Below are 13,679 nucleotides of genomic sequence, written 5' to 3' on the forward strand. Positions count from 1 at the left end.
CCGCCGCGTGGGTCCAGGCCTTAGTGCTTGACAGCCTCGAGCTTGAGCATCTTGGCGATGACGCCGTCGAGTTCGGAGTCGTCGAAGATCTTCTTCCAGTCGTCCTTGATGATGGTGTCTTTGCCGTACTGGATGGCGATTTCGCAGGCCTCGGAGAACGGGTTGGAGCCGCGCAGGGCGTTGGTCAGCGCGATCTGGACGTGGCCGAACAGCATGGCCTTGGCTGCTTCCTCCGGGACGCCGGCGGTGTGGACGGTCTCGTGCAGGGCTTCGTTGAGCAGTGTGCCGATCATGCAGGCGACAGTTTCCACGAGGGTGGGTTCGAGGATGGCCAGCTGCTTGACGGTGACCCAGTGGACGTCGATGACGGGGGCGTAGATGATGCGGATGGTCGCCTCGGCAGCGGCCTTGGTGGCGTCCGGGGCGTCCTCATCGATGGCGGCCACCACGTTCTGCGGGGCGCCCTGGCCGCCGAAGGTGTCGGCCCATTCTTCCTTGGTGGTGCGCTCCAGGAACACCGACGGGTGGCACGGGTGCGCAACTGCCTGGACGACGTCGTCGCGCTTTGCCAGCAGGCCGGCGTAGGCGGCGGCGGGGTCCAGGGTGAGCAGGATGGCGCCTGCCTTCATCTGGGGGACAACGCCCTCGGAGACGACGCCAAGGACGGTGTCCGGAACGGCGAGGATCACGACGTCGGCGCCCTTGACGGCGTCGTCCGTGGCAGTGATCTCGCGGCCTTCAGCCTTGACGCGCTCCTGGCCGGCGGGGGCCGTACTTGGTTTCGATGGAGTCCAAGGCTGCGACGGTTGAGGCGTCCCAGATCTGGGCCCGGCTGAGATCGATGGTCACGGAGGAGGGATCGTCGGCGTAGGCGAAGTGCTCCACCAGGTCATTGCTGCTCCCGAAGAACAGCGGTCCCACCACCTCATAGCGGACGCTTCCGCCGTCGGCTGCCGGGGTCCGCTCAACGCTGATGACGTGGGCCACCCGGCGGGCAAACAGCACCATGGCGAGGACGACGCCGACGAGGACGCCGTAGGCCAGGTTCCCCGTGAGGACCACGACGGTGACCGTGACAGCCATGACGAGAGTCTCCGGCAGGGGCATCCTCTTCAGGGTGGACGGTTTGACGCTGTGCCAGTCGACGGTGGTGACGGCGACCACCATCATGACCGCGGCAAGGGCAACCATGGGGATCTGTCCCATGACCGAGCTGAGTCCCGTCACCAGGGCCAGCAGGAACACCCCCGCCACGACTGTCGAGATGCGGGTGCGCGCCTGGCCCGTTTTCACGTTGAGGACCGTCTGGCCGATCATTGCGCAGCCGGCAATGCCGCCGTAGAAACCGGCAAGGACGTTCGAAACGCCCAGGCCCCAGGACTCGCGGCCCTTGTGGGAAGGGGTATCCGTGATGTCATCGACGAGTTTCGCGGTGAGGAGGGTTTCCATGAGGCCGACGAACGCCACGCTCAACGCAGTGGGCAGAATCAGTTGGAAGGTCTCGAGGTCAAGCGGAACAAGGAAAGGTGTGATCCCCGGCATGGTCCCCGTGATGGGTCCCCCGTCCGCGACGTTCGGAACGGCAAGGCCGGCAATGATGACGACGGCCGTGACGACGACGATGGCCACCAGCGGCGACGGGACCGCCTTGGTGAAGCGGGGCAGGACGAAAATGATCGCGAATGTCAGGGCGAGCAGGACATAGGCGAGCCAGGGGACATTGAGGACGTGGGGCATCTGCGCCATGAAGATCAGCACACCCAGGGCATTGACGAATCCGATCATCACCGAGCGCGGGATGAACCGCATTAGGCGGGCCAGGCCCGCCAGGCCAAAGACCACTTGGATCACGCCGGCAAGGATCACCGTCGGCAGGACATACTCAACGCCGTGGCTGTGGACGAGCGGAGCGATAACTAGAGCCACCGAGCCCGCTGCGGCAGTAACCACCCCCGGCCGCCCGCCGAGGACCGACATGGCCAATGCCAGCACGATGGACGCCACAAGACTCACCATCGGATCCACCCCGGCCACGATAGAGAACGAAATGACTTCCGGGACCAGGGCGAGGGTGGTCACCATTCCAGCCAGGACCTCACGGGAAAGCTGCCGCGGAGAGCGCAGGGCGGTGAAGACGGTGATCGGTTGCCGAATCGGGCGGCTGCTGTCGGCGACGGCCAAGGAGCGACTCCAGGGACTTGGCTCTTTCCAGAGCGGGTGGGAAACGTTTCTGCGCGCCACGGTGCGCGCGGGCCCAGCCCTGCCATGCAAGGCAACCGGGGTGGAGAGGGAATGCGCCGATGACTTTCGGCCGCGTACCCAACACTACCTTGGTGCGTGCTTGGGGCCGTTGGGGCTTCGGGTCGAAGCCATGGCGGGCCCATACGCGTTTTAGGCGCCGTTGCCAAACTGTGGCATTCTGCCCCGCCGTGGCCCGGGGCAGCGGTAAGCACGGCTGATAAAATGACCGGGTTGCAGGGCGGCCTTCAGTGCCGGGGCAACCAGTGCCGCAACAAAGTAGGGGACCACACAATCATGACGGCAGGCGGGTCGCACCTCAGGACGTCGGAGAGCCAGCCGGGCGCACCGGCCGACGCCTCCGCGCCTGCCAAGGGCCGTGCCTACCTTGCGACCATCGAGGGGTTCATCGGCGCCCTCATGATGTTCGTCGGCTCCATCGGAACGGGCTGGATCGCCAACGGTTCGCCCATGATCCGGCAGCCCGTGGTGATCGCACTGCGCACCGAAGGGTGGGGTGTGGCGGTATCAACGGTGCTGCTGACGGCAGGCGCCATGCTGCTCATGCGTTCCTGGCTGCGGCTGGGCCAGCGGCTGGGGGACTGGGGGCAGTCGTCGCTGCGGTCCGTGGTGGTGGCCATTTCGGCCTGGTCCCTTCCGCTGATGTTCTGCGTTCCGGTTTTCTCCCGCGACGTCTATGCCTATACCGGCCAGGGCCGCCTGGTCCAGGAAGGCCAGAACCCCTATGAGGTGGGCATTTCCACCCTCAACAACTGGTTCGCGCTGGGTGCCGATCCCGCCTGGGCGGAAAACCGGACGCCCTACGGCCCCTACTTCCTGTGGCTGGCGCGGGCGGTGGTGGGGCTGACCGGGGCACAGCCCGATGCCTCCGTCCTGCTCTTCCGTCTCCTGGCCGGCGTCGGGGTGCTGCTTTGCGTCATCTATGTGCCCAAGTTGGCCGAACTGCACGGCATCAACGGTGCACGGGCGCTCTGGATCTCCGTGGCCAACCCGCTGTTCCTGATCAGCTTCATCGCCAGCGCCCACAACGACGCCCTGATGGTGGGGCTTGCCGTCGCCGGCGTCTATCTGGCCGCCACACGCCATTACCTGCTGGGCATCCTCCTGGTCACCGCCTCCATCGGCATCAAGCCCATCACCGTGCTGCTGCTGCCGTTCATCGGCATCATGTGGGCGGGGCCCGGTGCCTCCTGGCCGCGCAAGTTCCTGATGTGGGCGGCGACGGCGGGTATCAGCTTCGGTGTGCTGGTGCTCAGCGGCATTCCCTACAACCTTGGCGTCGGCTGGACCTGGGCCATCATGGACCCCACCCCCGGGTACACGGGCTATTCGCCGTCGGGCTTCCTGGGCCAGCAGGTGGAGATGCTTGCCAACGCCCTGGGCCTGCCCGGCGGAACCCTGGCCACCTGGCTGCGGACCGCCATGAAGTGGGCCGCCATGGCGCTGGTCCTGCTGCTGATGTTCCGTGGCGACTACTCGCGGGCGGTGCGCCGGATGGCCCTGGCATTCACCGCCGTCGTGATGCTCTCACCCATCATCCAGCCCTGGTACATCCTGTGGTTCCTGCCGTTCCTGGCCGTCACCGGGATCCGGGACGACTGGCAGATCCGGTCACTGTACGTAGGCGTGACGTTCTTTGTGGTGTTCGGCGCCCAGGACCAGCTCTCGGTTTGGTCCTTCGTGGAACTGCCCGTCAACGCCTCGTCCCTGGCGTTCTTCACTGCTCTGGCGTTCACGTTCTACCTGCTGGTCCTCGATGTCCATACCCGCAGGCTGCTCATTGAAGGCAAGCCGCAGGACCTGGCACGGCACGCCTTGCAGTGGGCGGTGGAACGCCGCGCCGCGCGCCGGGCCGATGCCGCCCGCCACGCTGACAGCGCCACCGTCGAAGGCCGCGAAACCACCTAGGCTCCCGCCGGAACCTGCGCCGCCGTCTTCCGGCCCAACTCGGCCGTGCGCTTCACGGACCACCACAGCAGCACCACCAGGAGCACGTTGCGGGTGGTGAGGATGGCCGCCATGACCGGGTGGGCGTGGATCAGCGGCGTGTAGAACAGCGGGTAAATCACGAAGGTTGTCATGGCGATGCCCATCAGCAGTGCAGCCGGGACCTTCCAGCGATCCCAGTCGTGCGCCAGCCCGGCAATGATCACCGGCGCCAGCCAGATGATGAACTGCGGCGACCCCACCTTGTTGAACACGATGAACGCGGTGACCATCATCAGTGCGCCTTCAAGGAACAGTTCCTCGCGTTCGGCGCCGCGCCGCAGGGCACGGACCAGGAGGATGGCCGCGGTGATGGCCGCGAGGACCAGCAGCGGCTGCATCAGGAACGCCGCGGTCTCGGCCCCGGGCCCGTAGACCTCGGTGGAGTTGATGGCCGTGTTGTCCGCCATCTTTGAGCCCGCGATGTGGAACACGCTCAGCCAGACCCAGGGCGTGGAGAAGGTGGCCTCCAGCTGCATGCCCCGCTCGCCCTGGTTGAGGAGGAAGTCCATGATGTGCGGCAGTCCGCCGGTCAGCCACGTGCCCAGGCCCACGACCGCGGTGACGGCGGCGCCTGCGAGCACCACCTGGAGGCGCTTGCGGCTGGCGATGACGATGGGCACCAGGACAGCGGCCGGCCACACCTTGATCCACGTGGCGACGCTGAGCAGGACGCCCGCCACCACTGGCCGCTCCGCCGCGTAGAGCAGGGCGATCAGCACGATCGGCGCCGTGATGCCCTCCACCCGGGCGAAGCTCAGGTAGCCCATGAAGACGGTGAAGAACAGCCACCACCAGGCCGGGGCAACGCCCGTCACTTTCCGGGGGCCGCGGGTGAGGTAGAGCAGGCCGACGGCGTTGAGCACCGTGATGATCAGGAACCAGGCCAGCAGGTAGAGGCTTGGCCCGGCGATGTTGGCGAGGAAGATGGGGATCTGCGCGAGGACCGGGTACACCCAGGGGCTGATTTTGCCGGTCAGGTCCGCCGGGTTGTACCCGGCCATGGCCCACTGCCGGTACTGCTCGGTGTCGCTGAACGTGTCACCGTTCAGGAAGAAGGACGCCATCCAGCCCAGGAAGTACAGATGGACGACGGCGAAGCCCCACCAGACGCTGGACGGGCGGGCGAACCAGTCCACCAGTTTCGCCGGGAGCACTTTGCTGCGGACCGTCACCAGGCGGTCAAAGAACCTCGTGGAAATCTCAGGTCTCCTTGAGCGCGGGTGCGGGTGCGGTGGTCTTCTTGCCCAACGAGTACAGGCGCCGGACGCTCCACAGGAACAGGACCACCAGGAGTACGTTGCGGATGGTCAGCACCAGGGCCATCCAGGGGTTGTTGTGGCTGAGTGCGTCGTAGAAGAGCGGGTAGATGAAGTACGTGGCCACGGCGATGGCGATCAGCATTGCTGCCGGAACGCGCCATTCGCGCCAGCTGTGCGCCAGGCCGACGGCCACGGCCGGGCCCAGCCACACCATGAACTGGGGCGAGCCCACCTTGTTGAAGACCACGAAGGCGGTGGCCAGGGTCAGGGCGCCGGCCAGGAGCAGTTCAGTGCGGTCGACGCCGCCGGCCACCTTGTGCTGCTTGCCGTTGTGCAGCGCCCAGAAGGTCAGCCCGGCCACCAGGAGTGCCGCCAGAACCAGGAGCGGCTGCATCAGGACGGACATAAGGGCGGTGCCCGGGCCGTCCACCTGCATGGAGTTGATGTCCGTGTTCATGTACATGCGGGAGCCGCCCACGTTCAGGACGGAAAGCCAGAGCCAGGGGGTGGTGAACGTGGCCTCGAGCTGCATGCCGCGGTCGCCCTGCTGGGTGAGGAAGTTCAGCAGCTTGGGGACGCTGCCCAACGCTGCCGCCAGCAAAACCACGCCGGCCGTCGTCGCGATGCCTGCCAGCACCACCAGCAGGCGGTTCTTCACGACGGCGAACAGGGCCAGCATGATGGCCGCGGGCCAGACCTTCACCCAGGTGCCGATGGCCAGCAGGACCGAGGCGACGAAGGGGCGCTCGACGCCGTAGGCCAGGGCCACCAGGACCAACGGGGCGGTGAGGCCGTCCACGCGGGCGAATCCCAGCCAGCCCATCAGGAAGGTGAACACCAGCCACCACCAGCCCGCGGGGATGGCGCTGGTGTTGCGGCCGCGCTCCGTCAGCTTCAGGAGCGCCCAGCCGTTGAGGAATGTGGTCATGAGGACCCAGAGGAAGAAGAACGGCCCGGGGCCCGCCAGCCCCGCGATGGCCATGGGGATGAGCGCGAGGATGGGGTACACCCAGGGGCTGGGACCACCCGTCAGGTTTGCGTCATTGAAACCTGCCATGGCCCAGTCGCGGTAGATGAAGGTGTCGCTGAACGCCTCACCGCGAAGGGAGAGCGAAGCGCCGAAGACCAGGAAGACAAGGTGCACCACGATGAAACCGGCCAGCAGGCCCCGTCCCGTGTTCAGGTAGGCGCGCAGCTTCGCGGGGAGGATGACATTGCGGATCCGGGTGAGATTGCCGAAGAGAGCGTCGGTGGAAATGGCGGAATCCTTGTCGGGTCGTTGCACAGTCAGCGGTCGCGCAAAAATGGCTCGGGTCATGGCGCGAAGCGGGTCTCAGGGGCATTGGAGGCCTTAAATATCGGCTTCCACTCCTGTCCAACTCTAATTGAGCGTGCCATGCGGACAGTAATTGTCAGGACAAAACGCGGGCAGCATGGCACTGACCTGCGTCATTTATCTAAAGTTGCTGGCTCCCGTTTGCTCGGGCACCATGGTGCGAGGCCCGAAAGCGCCCACCGCCTACGCAGCCAGGGGGAGCGCAGGGCGGCGTTTGCCCACCCCACCCCCGAAAGACATAAGGCAACTCCATGAACTTCCCGTTGACCCTCACCGTGTCCGACCGCCACAGCATGGACAGCGAGCTCGACGCCGCCGTCGCAGCCGCCAAGGCCCACGCACTCATTGGCAAGCGCCACGGCATCCTCGTGACCCGCCACGGCGCCGACAAGTTCACGGTTGACCTCAGCGAGACGGTCCCCTTCGGCCTCACCCGCGAACACCAGGCATGGTAGGCCAACTACGGCGGCGGCGTCCCGTGCCAGCTGCGGCTTATGGTATGAGTCCAGGTTGGGGCTCTGACATTTCACCGGAAGGATGACGCGGGATACTGCCGTCCGGATGCATAAGTCACTGAATCCTGGAGACATTGAGTGGTAGGGAAAGCCAAACCTTGACCAGGAGGAAAACTCGATGGATACGAAACTCAAAGTTGCTGTGCTGGGAACCGGAATCATGGGAGCGGCCATGGCGCGGAACCTCCTGCGGGCGGGCCATGACGTGTCAGTGTGGAACCGGGATGCGGCGAAGACCGAACCGCTGGTTGCCGAAGGCGCCAGGGGTGCAGCCACTCCCTCCGAAGCAGTTAAGGCCGCTGATGTGGTCCTGACCATGTTGTACGACGCCGACGCAGTCCAGCAGGTTGTCCGCGCCGCAGAGCCCGGCATCCGGCCGGGTACGGCGTGGGTGCAGTCCACAACGGTGGGCGTGCCGGACGTGCCTGTTTTGGCGGCCTTGGCCGCAGAGCTGGGCCTGGACCTGGTGGAGGCGCCCGTCTCCGGCACCCGCGCGCCGGCGGAAGCCGGCCAGCTCCTGGTGCTGGCCGCCGCGCCCGAGTCGGTCCGCCAGCGCGTGGGGCCGGTCCTCGATGCCATTGGCGCCCGCACCATCTGGACCGGTGATGATCCCTCGAAGGGTTCGGCGGCCCGCCTGAAGCTCGTGGTCAACAGCTGGGTTATCGCTGCCTCCAATGCCGCCGGCGAGGTGGTTGCACTGTCCGAAGCCCTTGGCGTCGATCCGCAGCAGTTCCTTGATGTGATCCAGGGCGGAGGGCTTGACCTTCCTTACCTGCGCACCAAGATGGGCCTCATCATGGATGACGGTTTGGACCCTGCTTCCTTCGCCGTCGACACAGCGCGCAAGGATGCCCACCTCATCGTCGATGCCGCCGCTGAACGGGGCGTGAAGCTGGACGGTGCCGAGGCGTCCGCCGCCCGGCTGGACCGCGTGGCAGGGCAGGGCCGGACCAAGCAGGACATGGCAGCGGCGTACTACGCCAGCCGGTAGCACGCAACAGGGACCTCCGCGGATGTCCGGACATTCCGATGGGGCGCCTCAGCAAGCGCTGATCGCCCCGTGCAACTTCCCCATCAACCCGGTGATGATCAAGCTGGCACCGGCACTGTTCGCCGGCTGCACGGTGGTCGTCAAACCCGCATCCCCCACCCCGCTGTCCATCCGCGTGATCATCGACGCGATCGCCGCCGCAGGCGTCCCGGCCGGCGTGGTCAACCTGGTCACCGGCTCCGGGCGGCAAGTCCAGCGTCATCGTGCTGCCCGACGTGGACCTGGACGCCATGTCCCGCGTGTTGATCAAGTCGCAACACCGGGCAGACCTGCTGCATCTCCACCCACATCCTGGCCCCGGCCAGCCGGTACGACGAGGTGGTGGACATGGTCACGGCCACCATCGCGGCCGGAAAGCAGGGCGACCCCCTGGATCCCGACACGGTGTTTGGCCCCGGGGCCACCGAGGCGCAGTACCGGACGGTACGGGCTCGGTTGGCATGAACTTCTTCGCCTCCAACCACTCCGCCCCGTTTGGCGGCCGGCACGACTCAGGGCTGGGCACCGAGTACGGGATCGAGTGGCTCAACGCCTGCCTGAGCTACAAGTCGATCCACCGCAAAAGGTAGCCAGCTCCTGCCTGCGCCCCGCGAGTCGGCATTTAACGGCAATGTTCCACCGGATTATTGCCGTGACGTGTCATTTCGCGGGGGGATTCTACGGCAGCCGGGACGGCCGCAGCGCGTGCGGCTCGCCGGCCCGGGCCGGGTCCAGCGGCACCGGGCTGACCAGCACCGCGGGACCGCGGTGCAGTAGTCCGCTGGAGAGCGCGCGGCACCGGATGCCGCCGCGGCCGCGCATGGCGGGGTGCGCGCCCGGCGCCAGCATTTCGTTCATCCAGGCGCACGGTTGGGCGTGCCGGCCGCCATGGAACCGGACCACGCCGCCGCCCGACTCCAGCGCAAAGTCCTGCCCCAGCAGCGGGGCCAGCTGTGCCCCGCGGAGCACCACATTGCGCCCGGTCAGCAGGGGATCCAACGGTGCGGCGCCCAGCTCGGCGGCAATGGCTTCAAGGGATTCGACGGCGAACAGGGTCACCGCCGCGTCCATGTGCGCGGCCTTTCCGAAAAACCGGTCACCCACGATGCCCTTGCCGGCCACCAACTCGGCCTGGGCGGCATCAGTGGTGGGAACATCGGCGGCGCCCTCCCTGGCACGGCCAAAGTAGGCGTGCGCAGGGGACAACAGCAGATGCAGGATCTCGACGTCGTACCGGAAGGTTCCGCCCGCCTCAACCACCGACATACGCTGCCAGGTGCTGCCCGGTGAGCGTCGCGCGGCCGGCCACCAGGTCAGCCGGCGTACCCTCGAAAACGATGCTGCCGCCGTCGTGCCCTGCTCCCGGGCCAATGTCGATGATCCAGTCCCCGTGGGCCATCACCGCCTGGTGGTGCTCGATGACGATGACTGACTTCCCGGCATCAACCAGCCGGTCCAGCAGGCCCAGGAGCTGCTGCGCGTCGGCCAAGTGAAGGCCCACCGTGGGCTCGTCCAGGATGTAGACGTCGCCGGTTTCCGCCATCTGCGCGGCCAGCTTGAGCCGCTGGCGCTCGCCGCCGGACAGGGTGGTCAGCGGCTGGCCCAGGGTGATGTAGCCAAGGCCCACGTCAGCCAGGCGTTCAAGGACCTTGTGCGCCGCAGGGGTTTTGGCCTCACCCTCGGCAAAATACGCCAGCGCCGCATCCACGGACATGTCCAGCACATCGGCAATGTTCTGCCCGCCCAGCGTGTACTCAAGGACGGCGGGCTGGAAGCGGCGCCCCTCGCAGTCCTCGCAGGTGGACTCGACCGTGGCCATGACGCCCAGTTCGGTGAAGATTACGCCGGCGCCGTTGCAGGTGGGGCAGGCGCCCTCGGAGTTGGAGCTGAAGAGCGCCGGCTTCACGCCGTTGGCCTTGGCGAAGGCCTTGCGGATGGGCTCCAGCAGCCCGGTGTACGTGGCCGGGTTGCTCCGCCGGGACCCCTTGATGGCGCCCTGGTCGATGACGATGACGCCTTCCCGCCTGGCCAGCGAGCCGTGGATCAGCGAGCTCTTGCCGGACCCGGCCACGCCCGTCACCACGCACAGCACGCCGAGGGGCACGTCCACGTCCACGTTGCGCAGGTTGTTGGTCGAGGCGCCCCGGACTTCCAGCGCACCGCTGGCCTTCCGGACGGAGTCCTTGAGGCGGGCGCGGTCGCCCAGGTGGCGCCCGGTGATGGTGGCGCTGGACCGCAGCCCGTCCACGTCGCCCTGGTACACGATCTCACCGCCGCCGGTGCCGGCGCCCGGGCCAAGGTCGACGACGTGATCGGCGATGGCGATCATCTCCGGTTTGTGCTCCACCACCAGGACGGTGTTGCCCTTGTCCCGCAGCTGGAGCAGGAGGGTATTCATCCGCTCGATGTCGTGCGGATGCAGGCCGATGCTGGGCTCATCGAAGACGTACGTGACATCGGTGAGGGAGGAGCCCAGGTGGCGGATCATCTTGGTCCGCTGCGCTTCGCCGCCAGAGAGGGTGCCGGCCGGGCGGTCCAGTGAGAGGTAGCCGAGCCCGATTTCGGCGAAGGAATCCAGGAGGTCCCGCAGCCCGGCCAGCAGCGGCCGGACCGTGGGCTCGTCCAGGCCGCGGATCCACTGTGCCAGGTCGCTGATCTGCATGGTGCACAGATCCGCGATGTTCTTGCCGTTGATCCGTGAGTTGAGCACCTCGGGCGTGAGCCGGGTTCCGCCGCAGTCCGGGCAGGTGGCGAACGTGACGGCGCGCTCCACGAAGCGCTTTACGTGCGGCTGCATCGCCTCCACGTCCTTGGACAGCATGGACTTCTGGATCTTGGGGATCACGCCTTCGAACGTGAGGTTGACGCCTTCCACCTTGATCTTGGTGGGCTCGGCGTACAGCATCGTGTCCAGCTGCTTCTTGGTGAACTTGCTGATCGGCTTGTCCATCGGCAGGCCCATGCCCTCGAACAGCCGGCCGTACCAGCCGTCCATGGAGTAGCCCGGAACCGTGAGTGCGCCCTCGGAGAGGGACTTCGAATCGTCGTACAGCGCCGTCCTGTCGATGTCACTGATGGTTCCCATGCCCTCGCAGCGCGGGCACATGCCGCCAAGGTAGGTCACCTGCCGGACCACGTTCTTTTCCACCCGGCCGCCTTTTTCGGTGCTCATGATGCCGCTGGCCTTGCGGGTGGGGACGTTGAAGGAGAAGGCGGTGGGCGGCCCGACGTAGGGCTTGCCCAGCCTGCTGAACAGGATCCGCAGCATGGCGTTGGCGTCGGTGGCGGTGCCCACGGTGGAGCGCGGGTTGGCGCCCATCCGCTCCTGGTCCACGATGATCGCGGTGGTTAGGCCCTCCAGCCGGTCCACGTCAGGGCGCGCCAGGCTGGGCATGAACCCCTGGACGAATGCGCTGTAGGTCTCGTTGATCATCCGCTGCGATTCCGCGGCGATGGTGGCGAACACCAGGGAGCTCTTGCCCGAGCCGGAGACGCCTGTGAAGGCGGTGAGCCGCCGCTTGGGCAGTTCCAGGCTGATGTCCTTGAGGTTGTTCTCCCGTGCGCCCTGGACCCGGATCAGGTCGTGGGTATCTGCGATGTGAACTCCGGCGTTCCCTGTGTCTGTGGCTGTGCTCATGTCCGTGCTCAAAGTGTCCCCCTTCTCCTCGGGCGGCACCAAGGGAGGCTGCGCTGGCAGCCTTCCTACGGCGTCGTCCGTTATATACGTTGCTGTTTATATGCCTAGGGCTGCTGGTTGATCCGGACGGTGTTCCCGGCAGGATCGCGGAAGGCGCAGTCCCGGATGCCGTACGGCTGGTCGATGGGTTCCTGGACCACGTCGGCCCCGGTCGCCTCCACTTTGGCGAACGCGGCGTCCACGTCCGGTGAGGAGAGGACGATGGTGGCGTAGGTGCCCTTGGCCATCATTTCGGCGATGGTGCGGCGCTCACTCTCGGTGATGCCGGGGTCCACCGCCGGCGGGTGCAGGACGATGGAAACGTCCTTCTGGCCCGCGGGACCGACGGTGATCCAGCGCATGGTGCCGCGGCCCACGTCGTTGCGGATTTCGAAGCCCAAGGCGTCGCGGTAGAACGCCAGTGAGGCGTCTGGATCGGTGGCGGGAAGGAAGGTTGAGGAAATGTTGATGTCCATGCCAGTCATGCTAGTAACGGCTCCGGGGCGGGCGCTTCTCGATTCCTGACCGGTCTGGTGACTTGTTTCGCCACGCAGGCGGGGATCCCCGCCGTCGACTCCGCAGCCTTCTGCTTATAGACGCTGGGCGGGATGCCCACGAGTTCGCTGAAGCGGGTGCTGAAGGTTCCCAGCGAAGAACAGCCGACGGCGAAGCACACCTCCGTGACGCTGAGGTCGCCTTTGCGGAGCAGCGCCATGGCCCGTTCGATCCGGCGGGTCATGAGGTAGCTGTACGGCGATTCGCCGTAGGCGAGCTTGAAGCGGCGGCTGAAGTGTCCCGCCGACATGTGGACGTCCCTGGCGAGGGATTCGACGTCGAGCGGCTGCGCGTACTCGTGGTCCACCCTGTCCTTGACGCGCCTCAGCTGGGTGAGTTCGCGTAGGTACGGATCGGTGGCGGGACTGCTGGTCACAGCTTTGATCGTGCTACGCGGAGGGGGTCTTGTCCAGAGTCCGAACAGCCGGGTTTGCGGTGGTCATTTGACCCCGCGGCGCAGGGTATGATTATCCCGCCGACCAGCATGAGGTCCTCGCCCGAACAGGGCTGGAGTAAACCCGGCAGCGGCAAAAACAACCCCCGTTTTACCCCTCCTGAACCCTGCCCGAATTCTGCTCGGGGACCCTTGAAAGGACGCCATGAATCTGCTGTGGGAACTCGCCGGATGGGCAGGCGCTGTTGCGATTCTCAGTGCGTACCTCGCCGTTTCCATGGGCTGGCTGAAGGCCGGGAAGGGCTTTCAGACGGCAAACCTGTTCGGTTCCGTGGCCTTCATCATCAACGGCACCCTGCACAGCGCATGGCCGTCAGTGGTTACCAACGTGGCCTGGTTCCTCATTTCCGCTGTGGCGCTGGTCCGGATGCGTTCGGTGGAAACGCCGGCCGAGCCGGTTGAAGCTGCGCATGTGCAGTACCCCGGCGTTCCAGACTCGACCGGCCAGATGGCTGTCATCGAAGCCCTCACCGAGGCCCTGCCCGTGGTGTCTTCCGCTGTTGGTTCTGCGCCCGCGGTTGCGGACGGACCGCGCCTGGCGCTTTAGGCCTCCAGTGGTACGGACGACGGCGGCACGGCGGCGCTAGTGGATTGGCTTCAGTTCAA

General features: G+C 66.4%; 15 protein-coding genes and 1 pseudogene. 7 read left to right on the forward strand and 9 right to left on the reverse strand.

The annotated features are described in order from the left end of the window. Window positions 1–20 precede the first annotated feature (20 nt). Window positions 21–839, reverse strand: coding sequence for a phosphogluconate dehydrogenase C-terminal domain-containing protein (locus tag IEW19_RS10535; RefSeq protein WP_229748433.1), 819 nt, complete (start codon window positions 837–839; stop codon window positions 21–23). Then, window positions 739–2,181, reverse strand: a complete 1,443-nt coding sequence (locus IEW19_RS10540; RefSeq protein WP_188571586.1) for a SulP family inorganic anion transporter — start codon at window positions 2,179–2,181, stop codon at window positions 739–741. The genes IEW19_RS10535 and IEW19_RS10540 overlap by 101 nt, the downstream gene beginning before the upstream one ends. Before the next feature lie 354 nt (window positions 2,182–2,535). Here IEW19_RS10540 and mptB point away from each other — a divergent pair, with 354 nt between their 5' ends. Beyond that, window positions 2,536–4,167: a polyprenol phosphomannose-dependent alpha 1,6 mannosyltransferase MptB gene (mptB, locus tag IEW19_RS10545; RefSeq protein WP_188571587.1), complete on the forward strand. Its 1,632-nt coding sequence runs from the start codon at window positions 2,536–2,538 to the stop codon at window positions 4,165–4,167. Here mptB and IEW19_RS10550 read toward each other — a convergent pair. Both IEW19_RS10550 and IEW19_RS10555 read right to left on the reverse strand, forming a co-directional pair. Further along, entirely contained in the window at window positions 4,164–5,420 is a 1,257-nt protein-coding gene (locus IEW19_RS10550) for a glycosyltransferase 87 family protein (protein WP_188571588.1), read from the reverse strand. The two genes, mptB and IEW19_RS10550, sit on opposite strands and share 4 nt — an antisense overlap. Before the next feature lie 28 nt (window positions 5,421–5,448). Beyond that, complete coding sequence (locus IEW19_RS10555) at window positions 5,449–6,825, reverse strand: glycosyltransferase family 87 protein (protein WP_229748423.1); 1,377 nt, start codon at window positions 6,823–6,825, stop codon at window positions 5,449–5,451. Between the two features lie 269 nt (window positions 6,826–7,094). Here IEW19_RS10555 and IEW19_RS10560 point away from each other — a divergent pair, with 269 nt between their 5' ends. From IEW19_RS10560 to IEW19_RS23475, 3 genes and pseudogenes are all read left to right on the forward strand, one after another. Beyond that, window positions 7,095–7,298, forward strand: coding sequence for a hypothetical protein (locus IEW19_RS10560; protein WP_188571589.1), 204 nt, complete (start codon window positions 7,095–7,097; stop codon window positions 7,296–7,298). Between the two features lie 178 nt (window positions 7,299–7,476). Next, the gene (locus IEW19_RS10565; RefSeq protein WP_188571590.1) at window positions 7,477–8,349 is read left to right on the forward strand and encodes an NAD(P)-dependent oxidoreductase; all 873 of its coding nucleotides are present in this window, start codon (window positions 7,477–7,479) and stop codon (window positions 8,347–8,349) included. 94 nt (window positions 8,350–8,443) lie between these two features. Further along, window positions 8,444–8,548: pseudogene (locus IEW19_RS23475) on the forward strand (aldehyde dehydrogenase family protein); the annotation flags it as partial. Window positions 8,549–8,579: 31 nt separating this feature from the next. Here the strand turns inward: IEW19_RS23475 and IEW19_RS23480 are convergent. Next, on the reverse strand, window positions 8,580–8,738 hold the full coding sequence (locus IEW19_RS23480) for a hypothetical protein (protein ID WP_229748424.1): 159 nt from the start codon (window positions 8,736–8,738) through the stop codon (window positions 8,580–8,582). Between IEW19_RS23480 and IEW19_RS23485 the strand changes: the two genes are divergently transcribed. Both IEW19_RS23485 and IEW19_RS23925 read left to right on the forward strand, forming a co-directional pair. Beyond that, complete coding sequence (locus tag IEW19_RS23485; RefSeq protein WP_229748434.1) at window positions 8,701–8,853, forward strand: aldehyde dehydrogenase family protein; 153 nt, start codon at window positions 8,701–8,703, stop codon at window positions 8,851–8,853. The genes IEW19_RS23480 and IEW19_RS23485 overlap by 38 nt on opposite strands. After that, complete coding sequence (locus IEW19_RS23925; RefSeq protein WP_268236249.1) at window positions 8,850–8,978, forward strand: hypothetical protein; 129 nt, start codon at window positions 8,850–8,852, stop codon at window positions 8,976–8,978. Before IEW19_RS23485 ends, IEW19_RS23925 begins: the two co-directional genes overlap by 4 nt. Window positions 8,979–9,066: 88 nt before the next feature. On the opposite strand, the gene IEW19_RS10575 is transcribed toward IEW19_RS23925, so the two are convergent. The 4 genes from IEW19_RS10575 to IEW19_RS10590 form a co-directional block, all read right to left on the reverse strand. Then, window positions 9,067–9,648, reverse strand: a complete 582-nt coding sequence (locus IEW19_RS10575; RefSeq protein WP_229748425.1) for an MOSC domain-containing protein — start codon at window positions 9,646–9,648, stop codon at window positions 9,067–9,069. Further along, window positions 9,641–12,025 (reverse strand): ATP-binding cassette domain-containing protein, encoded by a 2,385-nt coding sequence (locus IEW19_RS10580; RefSeq protein ID WP_188571592.1) that lies wholly within the window; start codon window positions 12,023–12,025, stop codon window positions 9,641–9,643. The genes IEW19_RS10575 and IEW19_RS10580 overlap by 8 nt, the downstream gene beginning before the upstream one ends. A 104-nt stretch (window positions 12,026–12,129) precedes the next feature. After that, window positions 12,130–12,549, reverse strand: coding sequence for a VOC family protein (locus IEW19_RS10585; RefSeq protein ID WP_188571593.1), 420 nt, complete (start codon window positions 12,547–12,549; stop codon window positions 12,130–12,132). Beyond that, a complete protein-coding gene (locus tag IEW19_RS10590) occupies window positions 12,546–12,995 on the reverse strand; it encodes a helix-turn-helix transcriptional regulator (protein ID WP_188571594.1) in 450 nt (149 codons plus the stop codon). The genes IEW19_RS10585 and IEW19_RS10590 overlap by 4 nt, the downstream gene beginning before the upstream one ends. A gap of 223 nt (window positions 12,996–13,218) precedes the next feature. On the opposite strand from IEW19_RS10590, the gene IEW19_RS10595 reads away from it, so the two are divergent. Further along, window positions 13,219–13,620 (forward strand): CBU_0592 family membrane protein, encoded by a 402-nt coding sequence (locus tag IEW19_RS10595; protein ID WP_188571595.1) that lies wholly within the window; start codon window positions 13,219–13,221, stop codon window positions 13,618–13,620. The last annotated feature ends 59 nt before the right edge of the window (window positions 13,621–13,679 follow it).

Origin of the sequence: Arthrobacter liuii (genome assembly GCF_014639275.1) — a bacterium.
In the GTDB taxonomy this organism is placed as follows: Bacteria; Actinomycetota; Actinomycetes; order Actinomycetales; family Micrococcaceae; genus Arthrobacter; species Arthrobacter liuii.

Bases quoted from the DNA above. Each gene is read 5' to 3' on its own strand.
- IEW19_RS10585 (WP_188571593.1), bottom strand. From the start codon at position 12,549: ATGACTGGCATGGACATCAACATTTCCTCAACCTTCCTTCCCGCCACC.
- IEW19_RS10560 (WP_188571589.1), top strand. From the start codon at position 7,095: ATGAACTTCCCGTTGACCCTCACCGTGTCCGACCGCCACAGCATGGAC.
- mptB (WP_188571587.1), top strand. From the start codon at position 2,536: ATGACGGCAGGCGGGTCGCACCTCAGGACGTCGGAGAGCCAGCCGGGC.
- IEW19_RS10565 (WP_188571590.1), top strand. From the start codon at position 7,477: ATGGATACGAAACTCAAAGTTGCTGTGCTGGGAACCGGAATCATGGGA.
- IEW19_RS10555 (WP_229748423.1), bottom strand. From the start codon at position 6,825: ATGACCCGAGCCATTTTTGCGCGACCGCTGACTGTGCAACGACCCGAC.
- IEW19_RS10595 (WP_188571595.1), top strand. From the start codon at position 13,219: ATGAATCTGCTGTGGGAACTCGCCGGATGGGCAGGCGCTGTTGCGATT.
- IEW19_RS23480 (WP_229748424.1), bottom strand. From the start codon at position 8,738: ATGTCCACCACCTCGTCGTACCGGCTGGCCGGGGCCAGGATGTGGGTG.
- IEW19_RS10580 (WP_188571592.1), bottom strand. From the start codon at position 12,025: ATGAGCACAGCCACAGACACAGGGAACGCCGGAGTTCACATCGCAGAT.
- IEW19_RS23925 (WP_268236249.1), top strand. From the start codon at position 8,850: ATGAACTTCTTCGCCTCCAACCACTCCGCCCCGTTTGGCGGCCGGCAC.